Genomic DNA, 260 nt, shown 5'->3' with positions numbered 1-260 from the left:
CAAAAGCATTACGCCATCGCATTGAACATGCACAAATTCTCGATTTAGCCGACATACCGCGCTTTGCCCAACTTGGGGTTATCGCATCGATTCAAGCAACCCACGCCACCAGCGACAAAAATATGGCCGAAAACCGTTTAGGTAAAGCCCGCTTGGCCGGTGCTTATGCGTGGCGCAAGCTGTTAAACGCTAATGCCGTCATCGCCAATGGTTCAGACTTCCCTATTGAATCGCCCAACCCATTTTTTGGATTGCATGCA

Annotated in this window: 1 protein-coding gene; it reads left to right on the top strand. The window is 49.6% G+C overall.

Annotated features, from left to right (window positions below; translation table 11 throughout):
- Window positions 1–260 (top strand): amidohydrolase family protein (locus AAEZ02_RS22820; RefSeq protein WP_351125384.1); only part of this gene is annotated, 260 nt, incomplete at both ends.

It is taken from the genome of Shewanella sp. T24-MNA-CIBAN-0130 (assembly GCF_040310185.1).
GTDB classification, from domain to species: domain Bacteria; phylum Pseudomonadota; class Gammaproteobacteria; order Enterobacterales; family Shewanellaceae; genus Shewanella; species Shewanella psychromarinicola.
This window is presented reverse-complemented; position numbering and strand designations above follow the sequence as displayed.